Source organism: Janibacter sp. CoH_79_TC_3, from assembly GCF_058197955.1.
The window spans coordinates 1-18239 of record NZ_JBXWIV010000031.1; the positions used below are offsets into that span (position 1 = coordinate 1).

At 42.9% G+C, this 18239-nt stretch carries 14 protein-coding genes and 1 tRNA gene; 7 read left to right on the plus strand and 8 right to left on the minus strand.

Going from position 1 to position 18239, the window contains the following annotated elements; translation table 11 throughout:
• Positions 1 to 333 precede the first annotated feature (333 nt).
• From AC2FA3_RS14430 to AC2FA3_RS14450, 5 genes are all read right to left on the minus strand, one after another.
• On the minus strand, positions 334 to 2019 hold the full coding sequence (locus AC2FA3_RS14430; protein WP_490510182.1) for an AMP-binding protein: 1686 nt from the start codon (positions 2017 to 2019) through the stop codon (positions 334 to 336).
• 56 nt (positions 2020 to 2075) lie between these two features.
• Positions 2076 to 3134: a CaiB/BaiF CoA transferase family protein gene (locus AC2FA3_RS14435; RefSeq protein ID WP_490510183.1), complete on the minus strand. Its 1059-nt coding sequence runs from the start codon at positions 3132 to 3134 to the stop codon at positions 2076 to 2078.
• The gene (locus AC2FA3_RS14440) at positions 3127 to 5298 is read right to left on the minus strand and encodes a 3-hydroxyacyl-CoA dehydrogenase NAD-binding domain-containing protein (RefSeq protein WP_490510184.1); all 2172 of its coding nucleotides are present in this window, start codon (positions 5296 to 5298) and stop codon (positions 3127 to 3129) included. Before AC2FA3_RS14440 ends, AC2FA3_RS14435 begins: the two co-directional genes overlap by 8 nt.
• A gap of 76 nt (positions 5299 to 5374) precedes the next feature.
• Entirely contained in the window at positions 5375 to 6583 is a 1209-nt protein-coding gene (locus tag AC2FA3_RS14445) for an acetyl-CoA C-acetyltransferase (protein ID WP_490510185.1), read from the minus strand.
• Between the two features lie 178 nt (positions 6584 to 6761).
• Positions 6762 to 7913: an acyl-CoA dehydrogenase family protein gene (locus AC2FA3_RS14450; protein WP_490510186.1), complete on the minus strand. Its 1152-nt coding sequence runs from the start codon at positions 7911 to 7913 to the stop codon at positions 6762 to 6764.
• A gap of 282 nt (positions 7914 to 8195) precedes the next feature.
• On the opposite strand from AC2FA3_RS14450, the gene AC2FA3_RS14455 reads away from it, so the two are divergent.
• The 3 genes from AC2FA3_RS14455 (at position 8196) to AC2FA3_RS14465 (ending at position 11167) form a co-directional block, all read left to right on the plus strand.
• Positions 8196 to 8846, plus strand: coding sequence for a TetR/AcrR family transcriptional regulator (locus AC2FA3_RS14455; RefSeq protein WP_490510187.1), 651 nt, complete (start codon positions 8196 to 8198; stop codon positions 8844 to 8846).
• A 248-nt stretch (positions 8847 to 9094) separates the two neighbouring features.
• Positions 9095 to 9628: a DUF2058 domain-containing protein gene (locus tag AC2FA3_RS14460; RefSeq protein WP_490510188.1), complete on the plus strand. Its 534-nt coding sequence runs from the start codon at positions 9095 to 9097 to the stop codon at positions 9626 to 9628.
• Positions 9629 to 9910: 282 nt separating this feature from the next.
• Positions 9911 to 11167 (plus strand): CAP domain-containing protein, encoded by a 1257-nt coding sequence (locus tag AC2FA3_RS14465; protein ID WP_490510189.1) that lies wholly within the window; start codon positions 9911 to 9913, stop codon positions 11165 to 11167.
• 289 nt (positions 11168 to 11456) lie between these two features.
• Here the strand turns inward: AC2FA3_RS14465 and AC2FA3_RS14470 are convergent, their stop codons facing one another.
• Positions 11457 to 13247: a potassium/proton antiporter gene (locus AC2FA3_RS14470; RefSeq protein WP_490510190.1), complete on the minus strand. Its 1791-nt coding sequence runs from the start codon at positions 13245 to 13247 to the stop codon at positions 11457 to 11459.
• A gap of 385 nt (positions 13248 to 13632) precedes the next feature.
• The gene (locus AC2FA3_RS14475) at positions 13633 to 15297 is read right to left on the minus strand and encodes an alpha-keto acid decarboxylase family protein (RefSeq protein WP_490510191.1); all 1665 of its coding nucleotides are present in this window, start codon (positions 15295 to 15297) and stop codon (positions 13633 to 13635) included.
• 260 nt (positions 15298 to 15557) lie between these two features.
• Between AC2FA3_RS14475 and AC2FA3_RS14480 the strand changes: the two genes are divergently transcribed.
• Positions 15558 to 15632: transfer RNA gene (locus AC2FA3_RS14480), tRNA-Gly, on the plus strand.
• Between the two features lie 494 nt (positions 15633 to 16126).
• Here the strand turns inward: AC2FA3_RS14480 and AC2FA3_RS14485 are convergent.
• Complete coding sequence (locus AC2FA3_RS14485) at positions 16127 to 16363, minus strand: helix-turn-helix domain-containing protein (RefSeq protein WP_045456306.1); 237 nt, start codon at positions 16361 to 16363, stop codon at positions 16127 to 16129.
• Between the two features lie 122 nt (positions 16364 to 16485).
• Here AC2FA3_RS14485 and AC2FA3_RS14490 point away from each other — a divergent pair, with 122 nt between their 5' ends.
• The 3 genes from AC2FA3_RS14490 to AC2FA3_RS14500 are packed head-to-tail and all read left to right on the plus strand — an operon-like array spanning position 16486 to position 18238.
• Positions 16486 to 16701 (plus strand): hypothetical protein, encoded by a 216-nt coding sequence (locus tag AC2FA3_RS14490; protein ID WP_147222245.1) that lies wholly within the window; start codon positions 16486 to 16488, stop codon positions 16699 to 16701.
• Positions 16702 to 16727: 26 nt separating this feature from the next.
• Positions 16728 to 17972, plus strand: coding sequence for an Arm DNA-binding domain-containing protein (locus AC2FA3_RS14495; protein ID WP_490510192.1), 1245 nt, complete (start codon positions 16728 to 16730; stop codon positions 17970 to 17972).
• Positions 17969 to 18238, plus strand: a complete 270-nt coding sequence (locus tag AC2FA3_RS14500; protein ID WP_490510193.1) for a hypothetical protein — start codon at positions 17969 to 17971, stop codon at positions 18236 to 18238. Before AC2FA3_RS14495 ends, AC2FA3_RS14500 begins: the two co-directional genes overlap by 4 nt.
• Position 18239 lies beyond the last annotated feature (1 nt).

Below are 18239 nucleotides of genomic sequence, written 5' to 3' on the forward strand. Positions count from 1 at the left end.
AAGGACTGAGTCCTGTGCAATACAGAACTCAGTCCTTGGGGTAAACTAAACCGTCCAATATTTGGGGGTCAGTTCACTAACACTATATTTTACATAGTATTAGCAACCTTTTTTATTTAGTGTTTTATTCAGGTGATGTTGTTAATATTGGAGTTTGTGTTTTGACATTGTACTTCCTCCATGAAGAATTGAACGATTAGCATCTGTTGCTAATCAACTGTTTGCGACTCTCAATATTCTTATAAAAAGTCTCATTGATAAAAGCTGACTTGTAAATAAAAAGTCAGCCATTAATGAAACCAAGACACCCTTTGAGCATTTATTTTAGGACAATCAAGCTTCAGCAGCTTGTTTTCTAAGCTCGTGACGCAATATTTTGCCCACTGTGGATTTGGGTAGCTCATCGATAAACTCCACATGGCGTGGGCATTTATAGCCCGATAAGTTCTTTTTACAAAACTCAATCAGCTCTTCTTTTTTCAAGCTTTTGTCATCGGTGACGACATACAACTTGACCGCCTGACCTTGTTGCTCGTCATCGACGCCCACCACTGAGCACTCTTTAACTTTAGGGTGCATCTCGACCACGCCTTCGACTTCATTAGGATATACATTAAAGCCGCTAACGATAATCATGTCTTTTTTTCTATCTAACAGCTTGACGTAGCCTTCTGCATCAATAGAGCCCACATCACCTGTCTTCAGATAGCCATCTTTAGTAAAAAATTTGCTGTTATCGAGATTATGATAGCCTTTGATGACGTTCATACCCTTGATACCAATCTCGCCTACTTCACCGATTTCCAGCTTATTTTCATCATCGTCTAAAATGACTATCTCTACACCTGGCACTGGCATACCGATGGTACCTGTAAAGTTTTTGTTGGTCAGAGGATTAGCAGTACCTACCCCTAGCGTCTCAGACATCCCCCAACCTTCGATGATCGTGACACCCGTGGTATCTAGCCACTTACGTGCCATCTCAGGCGTGGCCGCCATACCACCAGCCAGTGACAGCTTAAGGTTAGAGAAGTCCAAATCTTTGAATTTGGGATGATTGAGTAGCGCCTGGAACAAGGTGTTTACCGCTGGTAGCAGATGAAAGTCTTCTTTTGCAAGGAGCTTAACAAAAGCGTCGATATCACGTGGGTTGGTGACCAGCAGCAAGTGCTGACCCGTACGCAGCCCAAGTAAAGAGATGATAAAAGCAAAAATATGATACATCGGCAAGGCAATGACTGATGTCAGCTGTCCATCGTTATCCGTATACTTGAGTGGTTTAAACCACTCGCTATATTGCTTAGTACCGTAGACGACATTGTGATGGCTAATTAAGATACCCTTAGCCATACCCGTCGTACCACCCGTATATTGAATCATAGCAAGATCATCAGGCTTAACATGAGGCTTGGTATACTTTAAATGTACACCTTTTTGTAGCACCGTTTTAAAGCTCACCTCTGTACAGTTAGCACAGCCAGACAAGTCATACTTAGGCACGGCCTTTTTGATATATTTTGCTGCCAAATTGACCACAGTACCCTTGGCTGTACCCAACATATCACCAATAGCACTGACCACAACCGTCTCGACAGGCGTTTTATCTATGATAGGGGCTAAGCTATGACAAAAAGGCTCTAGTATAAACAGCAGCTTTGCATCAGCGTCGTTGAGTTGATGCTTGAGCTCACGTGAAGTATATAGTGGGTTAATCAAAGTCAACACCATGCCCGCGCGCAGGGTGCCAATGACGATAGGCAAGTATTGATTGACATTAGGCATCATCACCCCAACGCTACTACCTGCTGGGAGACCCAAACTTTGAATCCAAGCGGCGATGCTTGTGGCAACTTGATCGACTTGCTGATAGGTATAAGATACGCCCATGTTGGTCATGAACTTGCGTGGCGCAAATTTAGTTAATACTTCATCAAAGAAATCATTTAAGGATTGGTCAATATAAGGCACGTCTTTGGTGACACCCTCAGGATACTTCTCGGTCCAAAACTTATTCATCATCAACCTTCCTTGGTTTTTGGCAATTAATTTTAAAAAAGTAGCCTTAGTGCACTATTTTACTGCCAACCTGATGTCGCACTATGCTCATCTTGATGTGCAAATAAAGGATGCGCCTTGGCCTCCTCTAACGTGAGCACTGGTGTGACGCAAACATCGGCGGATTCAAAAACCTGCTGCCAATGAGCAAGATCTTGACTGGCAAAGGTATCAGCAACCGTTTGTGCTGCTTCTTGGCTGCCTTTGGTATTAGGCATAACACCCATTTGCCAGTGTTTGGTCTTAAGCTCAGGCAATTCTAATACCTCACATAACCCTTGCCAGAACTTTAACTCTAAAGAGCCGACTGCCATGTGACGACCATCTGCGGTTTTGTACAAACGATAACAAGGCAGTAAGCCACCTAAGAAATCATGTTGTGGCTTTGGATTTTTGCCAGAAAAGCTCGCAACCAGTTTTCCGGTCGCTTTTGGCATGATCAGATGCTGATACAAGCTGTGAGTCATACTGACCGCAACGTGACGACCTTGGCCCGTCCGCTGCGCTGAAAACACAGCGGCCAAAAGGGCAATCACCGCCGTGTCACTACCGCCTGCTAAGTCTGCAAACTGGATGTTAGGCATTGCTTGATCGCCATTTGCCGTCTTGAGCTGGTCAAGCACTCCGCTCATCGCCATAAAGTTGATATCATGACCCGCTTTATCCGCCCAGTCATGAGTGATGTCGTCGCTATCAGCTACGCCATAACCAGTAATCGATACCATGACCAGCTTTGGATTAATGGCATGCAAAGTCTTAGCGTCCAGTCCCATACCCTCAAGCACCTCAGGACGAAAGCTATCGAGCATCACGTCGGCATCTTTAAGATGCGCTTTGATAGCTTCAATACCTTGGGCATCACGAAAATCAACCTTCTCAATGGTTTTGCCATGGTTCAATGCAGTAAACAAATCACCTAACGCACGTGCAGGGTCACCACTGGCAGGCTCTATTTTGATGATTTCCGCACCTAAGTCTGCAAGCAGCCGTGTAGCAAAAGGCCCGGGGAGATTGCGCGTCAGATCAACGACGCGCAGTCCCTGTAAGCAGTCTTTCATAGCATCAGCTTGATTAACCATCTACAAATTCCTCACCTTTTTGTGCCATCTCCACTAGGATTTGCGCAGGTGCAAAACGCTCACCGTATTTGCTCGCAAGCTCACGACTACGTGCTACAAATTTGTCGACGCCTACTGAGTTAATGAACTGCAGCGTACCACCTTGGTTTGGCGCAAAGCCCCAACCGAAGATAGAGCCGATGTTGGCATCTGCTACGGTACGTACGACGTTTTCCTCAAAGCACTTCGCGGTCTCATTGGCTTGCACGTAAAGTAGGCGATCTACCAAGTCTTGCTGAGACGGCTGCGCATCTGTCGTTGGGTACAGTTCCGTGAGTTCAGCCCATAAGTGCTTTTCGCCATTTTGCGGATAATCATAGAAGCCTTTAGCGACTTTTTTACCTTCGCGTCCAAGCTCGTTGACCATTTTTTCAACGACTGGCATAGCAGGATGCGGCGTAAAGGTTTTGCCTTCTGCTTCCAATGCCTTTTTAGTTTGCTCCATCACGTGTAGTGACAAGCTTAGCGAGACTTCGTCCTGCAGAGCCAGTGGCGGCATGGGCATACCAGACTTCATGCCGGCAACTTCGATGCTGCGTGGATGAATGCCTTCACTCAACATCGCGATACCTTCTGATACGTAAGTACCAAAGACTCGAGAAGTGTAGAAGCCGCGGCTGTCATTGACAACGATTGGCGTCTTACCGATTTGACCGACATAGTCAAAGCCTTTTGCTAGCGTTGCATCATCGGTTTCTTCGCCAACGATAATCTCGACCAACGGCATCTTATCTACTGGAGAGAAGAAATGTAGACCAATGAACTGGCTTGGACGCGTGCTGGCTTTAGCAAGTTCAGTAATAGGCAAGGTTGACGTGTTAGAAGCATAAACGGCAGTGTCTGGAATAACCACTTCAGATTTGCGTGTACATTCTGCTTTAATGTCTACATCTTCAAAAACGGCTTCGATGATTAAATCACAGCCTTCTAAGTCGTCATAAGACGTTGTAGTCTTGATAAGATCTAATAATGTTTGTTTCTTTTCTTCCGTTGAACGACCACGGCTGATAGCTTTATCGAGCAGCTTACTAGAATAGTTTTTGCCTTTTTCGGCACCTTCGATAGCCGTATCTAACAGTACCACTTCCATGCCTGCTTTGGCTGAGACGTAAGCGATACCAGCACCCATCATACCAGCACCAAGAATACCGACTTTGCTCACTTTAGAGCGCTCATATCCTTCTGGGCGTGACTGACCTTTTTTGATGCTATTCAGCTGCGTCCAAAGCGTATTTATCATGTTTTTAGACACGTCTGATAGCGCACAGGCGACAAAAAAGCGTGACTCAATTTTAAGACCGTTATCGATATCGGTGAGACAGCCTTCGAATACACTAGATAAGATGTGCGTAATAGCCGGATAATTGCCGTGCGACTTTTGGTATGCCATCGCGGGCGCAATTGAAAACACTTGCACCACGTTAGGATGCTTGCTATCGCCGCCCGGAATCTTGAAGCCTTTTTTATCCCATGGCTGCTGCGCTTTTGGATTTTCATTAATCCACGCTTTTGCCTTACTGATAAGCTCGTCATTGTCATGAGCCACGTCATCGATAAGACCAATTTCTAGCGCTTGCTGTGGGCGAAGCTCTTTGCCTTGCGTCATCAGCTCAAGGGCTTTTTGGATACCTACTAAACGTGGCAGACGCTGAGTACCACCACCGCCTGGTAATAAACCTAGCTTAACTTCAGGTAAACCCAGTTTGGTTTTTGGTGAATCAATGGCGATACGATAATGGCAAGCTAGAGCCAACTCCAAGCCACCACCAAGCGCTGTACCCGTAATCGCTGCAACCACAGGCTTACCTGAAGTTTCGAGTTTACGCAGACTGGCTTTCAAATCCTCAACCAAATCAAACGCTTGCTCAGCAGTTTCAATAGTGGCCAGTTGATCAATATCTGCGCCAACTACAAAGGTTGATTTGCCAGACGTTAAAATCAAACCTTTTGCGTCTTGGTCGTTGACAAATGCATCAGTCAATGCGGCGAAGGCGTCATTAAAGCCATCACCAATGACATTCATCTTACGATCTGCTTGATCGATAGTGACCGTAATAATTCCGTTATCGGCTTGGGCAGAAAAATTATTCAATGCATTGATGGCATCTACGCTATTAGTGCTCATATTCAGTCCTTCTTAATTTATTGTGCGGTACGATTGGTCATTGAAAACCGCTATTTATCAATGTTTTATTAACGTTTTATACACGTTCAATAATAGTCGCAATACCCATACCACCGCCGACACATAGGGTAATCATAGCGGTTTTTAGATCGCGGCGCTCAAGCTCATCAAGCACCGTGGTCAGCAGCATCGCGCCTGTTGCGCCAAGGGGGTGACCCATAGCGATAGCGCCACCATTGACGTTGACGATATCAAGCGAGAGGCCAAAATCATCCGCAGTATTAAGCGGTACAGCAGCAAATGCTTCGTTAATCTCCCAAAGATCGATATCAGCAGCAGTCATACCGGCTTTAGCCAAGGCTTTTTTACAAGCGGGTGTAGGACCAGTCAGCATAATAGCTGGCTCTGAGCCAATGACTGATGCCATCGTGATTTTGGCACGTGGCTTAAGACCAGCTTTTTGAGCGGCAGCCGCACTACCGACGAGGCAAATTGCCGCACCATCAACGATACCCGATGAGTTACCAGCGTGATGTACGTGGTTGACGTTTTCAATCGTGGTGTATTTGTCTAATATCACGCTATTAAAACCCATTTTTCCTGGCATTATAAAGGACGGGTTTAGGCCAGCTAAAGTCTCTACTGAAGTGTTTGGACGAATGGTTTCATCTTTGTCTAATAGCAATAAACCGTTTAAATCTTTGACTGGAACCACTGATTTATCGTAGTAGCCTTTCTCCCAAGCGGCGGCGGCTCTTCTGTGTGACTCTGATGCAAACTCGTCAACGTCTTTACGGCTAAAGCCTTTTAGGGTTGCGATGGTATCAGCGCCTACGCCTTGAGGGACAAAACTTGTGGCATCATTGACACGGGGATCCATATACCAAGCGCCACCATCAGAACCCATCGGCACGCGGCTCATAGATTCAACACCACCGGCAACGACCATGTCTTCCATACCAGACATCACTTTTGCAGCAGCAAGATTGATAGACTCAAGACCGGATGCGCAGTAGCGTGACAAAGTTACCCCTGCGACACTTTGATCCCAGCCGGCATCAAGAACAGCAATACGGGCAATATCAGATCCTTGCTCGCCAACCGGTGTCACACAGCCAAGCACCACATCATCAACCAAACTGGTATCTAAATTATGGCGCTGCTGCATTTCTTTGAGTAGCGTGCGAGTCAGCCAAATGGGAGAGGCTTGATGTAAAGAGCCATCTTTTTTCCCTTTGCCACGTGGGGTGCGGATGGCATCATAGATATAAGCGGTCTCGGTCATAATAAATCCCTTTAATATTTCATTGGATATGTGTTAAATAATGAAGTTTTGAGGAGAATATATTCTCCTCAATTAAATACTTAATAACATTTGGCTTAATAACATTCGTATATTGGCTAGCATGTATTTATCTGCATATAGCGGTTTACATACAGCGGTTTGGTTTCACCTAATGCTATTACATAAAGCGTGAGGCCAACTCCTTCATAATCTCATTAGTGCCGCCGTAGATTTTTTGTACTCGGGCATCAGCATACATACGAGCGATAGGATACTCGGACATATAACCATAACCACCAAATAGCTGTAAGCACTCATCCATCGTTTTGCACTGTTTTTCAGTGACCCAGTACTTAATTAATGAGGCTTGGGCTGCGGTAAGCTTACCCTCTATCTGCGCCTCAACAGCAGAATCACACAAAGCTTTTACCGCTAAATAATCAGCTTGTACTTCAGCTAACTTGAAGCGCGTGTTTTGAAACTTCCAAATCGGCTTACCAAAAGCTTCGCGCTGCTTGACATAATCAAGCGTCAGCTCTAAAGCAAGTTTCATAGCACCGCAACCACTTAAGGCAATAATCAGACGCTCTTGTGGCAGCTCTTGCATCATCTGTATGAAACCTAGACCTTCCATACCGCCTAATACATTTTTTTGTGGCACACGGACATTACTAAAGAATAGCTCCGAGGTATCCTGACCAGCCAAGCCAGTCTTTTTAAGGTTACGTCCACGTGAGAAACCTTCTAAACCGTCCGTCTCGACCAAGATAAGTGAGACGCCCTGAGCACCCTGCTCGCGGTCTGTTTTACAGGCTAGTAGAACAAGGTTTGCATGCTGACCGTTCGTAATAAATGTTTTTGAGCCATTGATGATATAGTCGTCACCCTCTTTTATCGCGTAAGTCTTGATAGCTTGTAAGTCAGAACCAGTGGTAGGTTCAGTCATCGCAATAGCAGCGACGTATTCGCCAGTGGCCATCTTAGGCAATAATGATTTCTTCTGATCTTCAGTACCAAGCTTATAGATATAGGGTGCAACGATACCTGAATGTACCATACCGCCATAGCCCGCTTGGTTCGCTTGTGCTTGAGCTAACAAAATAGCGGCTTCATGACCAAAGTTACCGCCGCCGCCGCCGTACTCTTCTGGTATAGAGGCACATAAAAAGCCCATCTCGCCTGCTTCGTTCCACGCTTCACGGTCGATCATACCGTTTTCACGCCACTGCTCGTCTTTAGACTCCCAACTTTGGAACATCTTCAAAGCACTGTCATACACCATACTATGTTCTTCGGTCATCCAGTTTGAGGCAAAGGCTTCAATACTCATGCTATCCATCCTTGGTTTAATTTGAAAATTTAGTTAAATTAACTGTACTTGAATTAAAGCATCATTAAGAGTAATAATTATTTTATGGTAATTTAAATTACCCTTTTTACAAAAACCTTAAATCTATACAAACATTAACTCGTGACAGATATACTAGGTTATCAAAATACTTTATTCAATCTGTTTAATTTAAATGGTAATATAAGTTACCATAATTATATTTTGTAAGCTCAATAAAGAAACTCACTCTCACTCAAGCAAAATATATAGGAGTAAATATTCATGACAAGGGTCAGCCCAAAGGACAGCCTTACGACACCTCATCAATTGGCACCGTTGGCAGATATGCGGCCAATCACCTTGAATAAAATTGAAAAAGCAGTTCGTAAAGTTTTTGCAGGCTTCGACCCTAGTGAAGTGACGATGGCGCAAATTGCCAAATCTGCCAACGTGTCACTGCAAACGCTCTACAAATACTTTGGCGATAAGCAAACCCTATTTAATACCATTATGGATATCGTGCTTGGCAGATTGGCTGAACGAATCATGGATCATCTGCAAGGAATTGATAGCGTGAAAGATCGATTGCGTAAGACGCTTTGGGTATGTTTTGACTTTGTTGATACCCATCCCGATGCAGTGATGGTACTGTCCTCGGTATCGGTATCACGCATTCGTAGTATCGCTATTTATGAGAATAAAGAGCTGATTGGTGCATTTTTGGATGTATTAGAAGATGGGCAAAAACGCGGTGTATTGAACGACAGCGTACCGCTATATATTTTGTTTGATGTATTTATGGGATTTATTAGCCGTCTAGGATTAATGCATATCATGCGTCAGAGCCATACGCCAATAAACAAAGATTTTGATGCGTTGTTTGTGATTTTGTGGCGAGCGATATCTAAGCCTGACATAGAAAGTCTTCAATAATATAAAGATGAATGGCCCATTATGAGTATACTGCTTAAGACAACTGGGCTAAATGGTAGTGATCAATGTCGTTTGGCTTAATTGATGACATACCCTAGTTAAAACTCTAGCGGCCATCATTAAAGCTATCCTCTTAATAAGTGCTTAGCCCGCTCAATGTGATGACATGACTGCGCAAAATTTGTTACCATGACTTTTTAAATGCTACGATTTAGGTAATTTCACTTAGGTACTTAGGTAATAAAGACATGGCCAAAAACGCCCTACAAGAACAACTCTTAAAAGCTGGATTGGTGGATAGCAAAAAAGCCAAAAAAATCAGCAAACAGTCGCAGCATGCCAAGCGTACTGGCGACGCCTCAAACCTTGAAGCCAAAAAAGCCTTGGCAGACGCTCAAGCCAAAAAAATAGAAAAAGACCAAAAGCTTAATCAAGAAAAACAGCAGCTTTTAGAAGAAAAAATGCTAAAAGCCAATGTTATTCAGATGATTAAGCAGCACCAAATCACAGAAATACAGGGTGACGTCACCTATCAATTTGTTGACGGTGCGAAAATTAAAAAGATTTATATTACCCAAAAGCTCTATGATCAAATAGTGGCGGGTCATGTGGTGATTGCGCGCTTAGAAGAAGATTACGCGCTGCTTCCTCGCCCATTGGCTGACCGTATCAACTCCAAGCTCGAAGGCTTTATGGTGGTGTCGAATGACAAATCAGAGGTTGAGCTGGCAGAAGATGACCCTTATGCTGCTTATGTCATTCCAGATGATTTAATGTGGTAGCTTATTCTTAAATATTGAAGAATGAGATTCTGATTATCTTATTTACTGAAAAAATTCCTTTATAGAGTTACTCTATAAAGGAATTTTTTAATGCTTATTTAGTGAGCCAACTACAAAATCTTAAATAATGTACTCTTAAGGTCATATCGATTTAAAACGAATTTTTCATTGCAGGATTACTTTATAATAAAGTTATGCTAAAAAGCACAGCCTAACATATCTAAAATTATCAGCAGCAATCATTATTAGACCGATACGCGGGTATAACTTTAGGGGCAGCTAGTGGGTAAAAATATTAGGGTTAGCATTTTATTATTAAGTACGTTTCTGGTTTCCTGTGGTGGCGGTGGCAGCGGTGATTCAAATAGCGATAAGCCATCAAAAAATGACGGCAAACTCCCAACAGATACTGAAACGTCACAAGGTAAACCACCTACTGAAAAGCCACAAGAAACACCAGAGGATACAAATACTCCGTCAGTAGGAGGCACGCCTGCCGAAAAAACTGAAACGATACCTATCAGTACAGTAAGTAATAAAAACCATCCTACTGCCTCCATTGCCGGAATGAACTTGATTAGTTTAGAACGGCAGGCTTGTGGGCTTGGCGGACTGTCGTATGATAATGATTTAGAACGTTTGTCAGTTCAGCATGCCCAGTACATTCAGCATATGTTCTCAAATGCCAATGTGAGCAGTTTTAATGCTCATAGCCAGCAACCTCTGGTGGGCTTAGAAAAAACAACGGGCATAAACAATCCTTATTATTCTGGCGTTAATTTTAAAGATCGCCTTATCGCTGCCAATTATCCAAATAGCAGCTATATCGCTGGTGAAAACATTTCTCACAGAACCGCCTATTCTTCGAATGGTCTGAGCTTATCGCCTGATACTCATGCAATAGATATGGCGCGCGGCCTGCTATCAGCCCCTTATCATATGCGGACACTGGTAAATCCCAATATGAATAGCACAGGCGCAGGCTTAGTCACTTATACACCTTTTGAAAAAGATGCCAACACTTCAAAAGGTTATTTGTTCGTTACAAGCATTGCAGGAAGCATGACAACCCCTAAAGATATTGCCAATAAAATCATCACCTACCCTTGTGCCGCAAGTATAGGGGTGAAGACAGGGCTATTTAATGAATCTCCCAATCCTGTGCAGGGCACAAATCGTAACTTAGCTACTGACCCTATCGGTCACCCCGTACATATTAGATTGGCCGATGCAAACACCATCAAAGTCAGTAATGTGAAGATTATGGATGTCAAAAGAAATATCAATATTCCTATTAATATGATTGATACAGATAATGATCCGCATAAAGGCACTTCCTATCAGTTACCAGCAAACGAGGCTTTCATACTGCCTATTACCGATAACTTAAAGAGCTGTGAAGTCGGTAATCGCAAAGGCCAAAACTGTGGTTTGTATGGTAATAGCGACTATCAGGTAAGCTTCGATATTTTAATCGACAATAAAAACCTAGAAACGAGAAAATTTACCTTTAAAACAGGTCCGGTCAATTATAGCTAAGAGCTTCTCTCATTGGTAAAAACTCCAACAAATAAGAAAAGCGCTAACACACGATAGGGCTTTTTTGGCTCAAAAATAGGCCGTTTATCTGAAATATAGTCAAAACATACTAAAAACGCTACGGTATTGCTGATATCAATTTTTTTTAGCCTCTGTCTGCGCAGGCACAGCAAGCAAGAAAAATTGATATCAGTAGTGCGTGATGTATCGATATTACTTTTCACTGACTATAGTTATGACTTTTTAGTTAACGACCCATTCTTACTTCAAGCTATTAGCGGCTAAGTTACTATGCCTGCTTAGCCAATTCTTCACGTTTTAAGCCAATGGTTCTAAGCTTGCCTTTATCATCGACTTCCTTGATAACCAGTGACCATTCATCATTAATTGCCACCGTATCGCCGGAAACCGGTGCCATATCTAAGCTACCTTTGACATATTCAGCAACCGTTTGCTCCCACATATTTTTTTCGTTATCTTCAGGTTTGGACTTAAGATTATCGACCAATGATTCGGAGGTCATCACGCCAGTAAAAAACGGTAAATCTCCCAGTTTAACGCTCGGCGATAGTAGCCAATCGCCATAAAAATCATCGATGGCTTTACGATCCAAAGTAGTATCATTAAAAATCTTAGCTATTTGGCTGGCATGATTGCCGCGCATGGCATACCAAACGCTATCACCAAATTTCAGCTTAGTATCTTCTTCGACAATCACAATCTGCTGCCCACGTACCAAAGCAAAAACACTAATCTCATTAGGGTTAACGCGGTTAGAGATACCCCTCGGATGGCGACCAATCGCAAATGCACCTGACTTTACTTGGAACTGATATAAGGTAATACTCGCCTTGTCGGATACCCAAACCTCATGCTTCTCTTCGGGGTCTTTATTATTAGGAATACGTACTTTAAATAAGTCCGCCATAAAGGGAATGGTTGTGCCTTGCAAAATCAATGATAAAACCACCACGCCAAAGGCAATATCAAATAGCATAAAGGCGCCATCAATACCTGCCATTACCGGTAAAATCGCAAGGGTAATGGGCACGGCACCGCGCAAGCCAACCCAAGAAATAAAACCGATTTCTCTGTCTTTAAATTTAAAGGGTTTAACGCTGCTATAAACCGCGATAGGACGGGCAATTAAAATCATAAAGGCAGCAATCGCGACCGAGTAATACCAAACGTTGAGAACGTTTGATGGCGTGACCAATAAGCCCAGCACGACAAACAATACCGCTTGTGACAACCATGCAAAGCTGTCCATTACGCGCATGACATGCTCGGTTGAACGCACTTTATGGTTTCCTATCAGCACGCCCGCAAGATAAACGGCCAAAAATCCACTACCGCCGATTAAATTGGTCGCCGCAAACACCGCTAAGCCCGCAGATAATATCAAGATGGCATACATACCTTCTGCAAGATGTACCTTGGGCAATAACCTTGACAATAAATAACCGAATAGTAAACCCATAACAAGACCAAAGCTAAGCTGCTGCAACAGCAACCCTAAAAAGCCCAGTACTGTTTGACCAGCAGGGTCAACATTTAAAGCAATTAATCCTGTGACTAATAAAATGGCTAACGGGTCGTTGGCACCAGACTCTAACTCTAAAGTCGCTTGTACACGGTCATTAAGCTTAACACCGCCATTACGCAGCAATGAAAATACCGCTGCCGCATCGGTCGAGCCGACAATAGCCGCCATCAATAGCCCAAAGCGCCAATCGACATCGAGTAGCCAAGTGACGAACACGCCCAGTATCATTACCGTTGCCAGTACGCCCCAAGTGGCAAGCGTGATGGCGGGTCTTAGTCCAACTCGAAAAGATTTAAAAGACGTGCGCAGTCCACCATCTAGCAAAATACAGGCTAATGCCGCTTGCCCAACAAAGTTTGCAAGGCCATATTGAGAGAACTCAATGCCCAAGATGCCTTCTTCACCGGCGAGCATTCCTACCACTAAAAATAATAATAATAGCGGTACGCCCAAACGCGCCGACAAAGTACTTGCCATGATACTGGCAAAAATTAAAACTGCTCCTACGAGATACAGGATATTTAAGGTATCCATCTTTTCTAAGCCCTATTTTTAATCATTATTATGTGAGTATGCGCTTTAGTATTTTCTAGCGTCGTTTTTCCAAAAAGTTGCAAATTTAAGTGCTCTAAATTAAAATATTTAATTTAGAGCACTTAAATATCTAACCTTAAAAGCCTACTCTATTGTATAACATAGAATCCTAACGGTAGTTTGTGTTAAGCGTCGCTAGCCTGCAATTCATATAAAAAATGTCAATGACCACCCATTTATATCGTCCAATCATAAAGGCTTTTAGCGCACCTATAAATCTTTTAACCATCAAAAAAGCCCTACTTAGCATGACACCAAATAGGGCTTCTCTTGTTTATAATCGCTTAGTGAATAATTTTAGTGAAAAACCTTATCTCTACTTAGGCTACTTAGGTTTAAGGGCGGCACTGATATCAGCCAATAATGGTGGAATATCATGCTTATCTGCCATCACCTCTAACATCACCAGCTTATCTTTGGTGCCAGCCGCTTTTTTCAACGCCGCTTTTAATTCGCCAGCGGTTTCCACTTTCATAATGAAGCTGTTTTCTTCCGTCGCTCCAAAGGCTTTTGGCATCATTTGCCAATCGCACTTCGGAATGTCATTGTAGCGTTGGTTTTCACCATGAATCGCCCGCTCAACGGTATAGCCGTCATTATTAATCAGTACAATCACAGGATTAATGCGCTCTTGAATCATTACAGCAATTTCTTGAATGGTTAATAAAGCAGAACCATCACCAATCAATAAGATACTACGCTTGTGCGGTGACGCAATGGCAGCGCCCAAACTCGCTGGCAAGGTATAACCAATCGAGCCCCACATCGGCTGACCATAAGACGTCACACCTTCTGGTAGACGCACATCACTGATACCAAAATACGCCGTACCTTGGTCAGAAAACACCAGATTTTTATCATCGAGCGCATCGGCGATGATGTGCCATAAATCATCTTGGCGAATAGGCTCATCATCCTTGCCATTTTGCTCATGAGGTTTCATCTCTTTACAGAACTGCTTAGGTACGATATTGATACCCGAGGTCATGACTTCATGCAGTGTTTGCAGAGCGTCCTTTAGCGCAATCGGGGCAAAGTTCTGACCGCTGATAGACGCACGCTCATAATGCAAATCGACCACAACTTTTTCATCGATATCTTGGCTAAAGCCTGCGGTAGTGGTATCAGTATATTGCACGCCGATTTTAATTAAGCATTCGCAATTTTCTACCGCGTCTTTAACCACAGGACGCGATGCCACACCTGCATAAGTACCCGCCCAACGCTCACTGTTTTCATCAAGCAAGGTTTTGCCCCATGATAACGTCGTATAAGGAATGTGGGTATCAGCGATTAAAGCCTTAAGCTGATTTTGTAATCCCAAACGATGCACCATCAAATCTGCCATCAGTGTGGTGGTCTTATTCGGTAAGAACTCTATTAGCGCTTGTTTAAAATCAGACAACGCGGCTTGGCTAGTAATATCTTCTTGGCTATCGTCAAGTTTGGTTGTTGGCGGATAGATCGGCATTTTTGCCACATCTGGTGATAATAATAAATAGCCAGGACGATGCTTTTTAAGAATTAAGCGGATGACACGATCAATCTCAGAGGCAGCGTTATCAGGTGTAATGTGTGCCCGTGCGACGGTCACTGGTTCTACCATTTTGATAAAGTGATTAAACACCCCATCACCCAGTGTATGGTGAATACGGCGTTTTGAATCTTGCAAAGCGGTACTGGGTGCACCGACCACATGTAATACCGGTGCATACTCAGCAAACGAGCCGGCAGTGGCGTTAATCGCCGACAGCTCTCCCACGCCAAAGGTTGTCACCATAGCCGCAAAGCCTCGCTCACGTGCATAGCCGTCAGCTGCGTAACCAGCATTTAACTCATTGGTATTACCAACCCAGCGTAATTTATCAGAAGCGATAACATTGTCTAAAAATGTTAAATTGAAATCACCGGGCACACCAAATATTTCAGTCGCACCAGCTTCAGCGATGCGATCGAACAAGTAATCAGCGATGGTATATTGTTGACTCATTTTTTATCCTTAATGCTTACGATTATAAGTATTGATAACTATCAATAAGAATGGAATTTTTTATAAAATGTACACCAGCTTATTTCTTCCATACAAAGCTTTTGGAATACATATTATAATAAACTGTTATAACATAAATCTAAGACTGGAGGACATGCCTGTTTTGCTAACTTTTACTTTTTTTCGTGATAGGTGTTGACATAGAAATAAAACTGCGTATAATATGCCTTCATCAACTGACAATAGTTAATTGATAATTAGCGGGAATAGCTCAGTGGTAGAGCATAACCTTGCCAAGGTTGGGGTCGAGAGTTCGAATCTCTTTTCCCGCTCCAAATATTAAGAAAGCCTCACTTAACAGTGAGGCTTTTTTTTGTCCATTTTTCAGAGGTTGTAGCGATTTTTAACGAATATTTTTTTAAGAATAGTTAAGTTTAGCTACTCAATAAAAAAGCCCATTTTCGGCGTGGTGCCCATTTGGTGCCCAAACTGTGCCCTACCCTAAAACTACAAATGCTTAACTGACCACAACCTTGACAATTTATATCGTTGACACCTAACCTAAAAGATCGAGTGTCATCTCAACTTTGAACCCAACCTCAATTCATTAAAAATCAATTAAAACTGCAAGATTAAAATACATTTCATTTTTTCAAAATGTCATTAAATTTGTGGCACCCGTATTTACAACAAGACTGCCTAAAATTAATCTTTTTCTTGAAAGAGACCACAACCTAATATTTGATAGCAATTGGACCAAGTAAAAGCTTTAGTATATCTAAGCTTAATAACTCGTAACTCCCTGCTATCAAATGCCTTAGTAAGCATTCTAACTTTCTTCTGAAGCCCCTTCCTCACAAACCTTATCTTCTTCATAGAGGATAATATCTCCAGGTGTGCAATCCAAAAGCTTACAAAGCTCATTTAATGAATCGAAATCTATTCGAGTGACTTCATTATTGTACATCCTGTATAAAGTAGACCTTCCTAGTTTAGACAACCTATCAGCATCCGCCACACGGATACCTCTTTGTGCAAATAAAACAGGTAAATTGAGTTTAATCATACATATATTCCCTAAAGTGATAATAAAATGCTTGCAAGTGATAATATTTATAGTTAATATGTACTCATTAGTGATAATTAATAACTCACTAATAGTAAATTTATTCCACATGGAGAACCATTATGTCACAGACTTATCTCACTACTCAAGAATTAGCGGACCGTATCAAATACGACGCACGTACTATCCGCAATCAAATGAAAGACACTGTTTTGATTGAGAACATTCATTACATCCGTCCTTTTGGCGGTCGTAAGATTTTATATGTCTGGGAGCGTATTGAAGAAGATATGTGCAAGCCGGTTATGAGTGCCATCAATGGTATGGCTTTACAGTAAGTTTTATTTAAACAAGGAGATTAACAATGGCATCAGTAAGAGCAAGGCGTGGCAAGCTATTCATAGATTTCACATATATGAATATTCGTTGCCGTGAGACAACAAACTTCCCTGATACTCCGGCAAACGTTAAAAAGCTGACTTTAGTAGCAAAAAAAATGGAAGCAGAAATAACCCTAGGCATCTTTGAATATGGTGCCTACTTTCCCAAGAGCACGCGTTTAAAAGAGATGACAGCACTGGCTGATAGAGCGGAAGCTTGTATCAGTCGCAATCCAACCTTTAGGCAGTTTTCAGAGATTTGGTATGAGGAGAAGAAGATTGAATGGCGGCCGAGCTATCGGCAGAAAACGCAGATTATTTTGAACAAGTACTTGTTACCTGAGTTTGGTGGTAAAGCGGTACATACGATAAAAAAACCAGACTTGCTGACCTTCCGTAGCTCTCTCGCCAAAGTTCGTTACGGTAAAGATGGTCAGTCAAGTCTGTCAGTAGCACGAATCAATCAGATTATGATACTTCTTCGTATGATACTAGAAGAAGCATCAGATCGCCATGAGTTTGAGATGCCTTATAAAAATATTAAGAATCTCAAGCAAGCTCGTCCGGATGTGAATCCTTTTACCTTAAGCGAGGTATGGCTAATTTTAAAGCATGTCCGTGCTGATTATAAGCCCTACTACACCATTCGCTTCTTTACAGGAATGCGTACCAGTGAGATTGATGGGCTTAAATGGGACTGCATAAATTTTGATCGTCGTGAGATCAGTATCAGAGGGGCATTAGTCAACGGTGAGATGGGTCCAACTAAGACGTTAGGCTCACAGCGTGATATTGCGATGTCACAGTTGGTCTATGACGCCCTACTAGAGCAGAAAGCACGTACCTTTGGTAAGTCAGAGTTCGTGTTTTGCAACTCACAAGGCAATCCGATTGAGTATCGCAATGTGAATAGGCGGGTGTGGAAACCTACGCTTGCCCTACTCGGTTTGAAACACCGGCGTGCTTATCAGACTCGGCATACGGCAGCGACGCTATGGCTGGCTGCTGGTGAGAACCCTGAGTGGATAGCTCGGCAGATGGGCCACAGTAGTACGGAGATGCTGTTTCGGGTGTATAGCCGTTATGTGCCTGATATCACCCGCCAAGATGGCTCAGCAATGGATAATTTGCTACTAGCGAGCAAGGAGAAGCTAACCAGCGCATCGAATAGCTTTAAAGCTGATGGACTGACTGCTAATGCACAAACTGACAAGGAGACGTCACTATGACAATTATCAATTATGAAGAGCTGTTTGCTGAACTTAAACCTGACGGTGCAATCAGTGCAGATGCAAACCTTATTGCTAATGCATTAATGCGTGAGTTGTATGTTTCATCGGGTCATAACCTTGCTCGCTTCTTGGGAGTAAAGCGCTGCTTTAATAACGATATGGCAATGCGTGTATGGGTACAGAAACATGAACCGCCCCGGTATTGTCGGAGACCTAATATTCTGAGAGAATACGACAATGAAAACACGACATTATACTCCTGAG

What these genes read in the sequence shown, in the direction of transcription:
- AC2FA3_RS14470 (WP_490510190.1), bottom strand. Translation starts at nt 13,247, where the DNA reads ATGGATACCTTAAATATCCTGTATCTCGTAGGAGCAGTTTTAATTTTT.
- AC2FA3_RS14500 (WP_490510193.1), top strand. Translation starts at nt 17,969, where the DNA reads ATGACAATTATCAATTATGAAGAGCTGTTTGCTGAACTTAAACCTGAC.
- AC2FA3_RS14490 (WP_147222245.1), top strand. Translation starts at nt 16,486, where the DNA reads ATGTCACAGACTTATCTCACTACTCAAGAATTAGCGGACCGTATCAAA.
- AC2FA3_RS14450 (WP_490510186.1), bottom strand. Translation starts at nt 7,913, where the DNA reads ATGAGTATTGAAGCCTTTGCCTCAAACTGGATGACCGAAGAACATAGT.
- AC2FA3_RS14460 (WP_490510188.1), top strand. Translation starts at nt 9,095, where the DNA reads ATGGCCAAAAACGCCCTACAAGAACAACTCTTAAAAGCTGGATTGGTG.
- AC2FA3_RS14485 (WP_045456306.1), bottom strand. Translation starts at nt 16,363, where the DNA reads ATGATTAAACTCAATTTACCTGTTTTATTTGCACAAAGAGGTATCCGT.
- AC2FA3_RS14435 (WP_490510183.1), bottom strand. Translation starts at nt 3,134, where the DNA reads ATGGTTAATCAAGCTGATGCTATGAAAGACTGCTTACAGGGACTGCGC.
- AC2FA3_RS14475 (WP_490510191.1), bottom strand. Translation starts at nt 15,297, where the DNA reads ATGAGTCAACAATATACCATCGCTGATTACTTGTTCGATCGCATCGCT.
- AC2FA3_RS14440 (WP_490510184.1), bottom strand. Translation starts at nt 5,298, where the DNA reads ATGAGCACTAATAGCGTAGATGCCATCAATGCATTGAATAATTTTTCT.
- AC2FA3_RS14430 (WP_490510182.1), bottom strand. Translation starts at nt 2,019, where the DNA reads ATGATGAATAAGTTTTGGACCGAGAAGTATCCTGAGGGTGTCACCAAA.
- AC2FA3_RS14455 (WP_490510187.1), top strand. Translation starts at nt 8,196, where the DNA reads ATGACAAGGGTCAGCCCAAAGGACAGCCTTACGACACCTCATCAATTG.
- AC2FA3_RS14445 (WP_490510185.1), bottom strand. Translation starts at nt 6,583, where the DNA reads ATGACCGAGACCGCTTATATCTATGATGCCATCCGCACCCCACGTGGC.
- AC2FA3_RS14495 (WP_490510192.1), top strand. Translation starts at nt 16,728, where the DNA reads ATGGCATCAGTAAGAGCAAGGCGTGGCAAGCTATTCATAGATTTCACA.